Source organism: Staphylococcus sp. 510 (assembly GCF_057219715.1).
Map to the genome: position 1 here is coordinate 1 of NZ_JBXVVK010000059.1, position 314 is coordinate 314.

The following is a 314-nucleotide window of genomic DNA, read 5'->3' on the forward strand; positions in this document are numbered from 1 at the left end:
TACTATCTAAGATATGCATTGAGTTATCGTGATATATCTGAAATATTAAGGGAACGTGGTGTAAACGTTCATCATTCAACGGTCTACCGTTGGGTTCAAGAATATGCCCCAATTTTGTATCAAATTTGGAAGAAAAAGCATAAAAAAGCTTATTACAAATGGCGTATTGATGAGACGTACATCAAAATAAAAGGAAAATGGAGCTATTTATATCGTGCCATTGATGCAGAGGGACATACATTAGATATTTGGTTGCGTAAGCAACGAGATAATCATTCAGCATATGCGTTTATCAAACGTCTCATTAAACAATT

Annotated in this window: 1 pseudogene; it reads left to right on the forward strand. The window is 34.1% G+C overall.

From position 1 onward, the window contains the following. Positions 1–314: pseudogene (locus tag AC2D8K_RS12635) on the forward strand (IS6-like element IS257 family transposase); the annotation flags it as partial.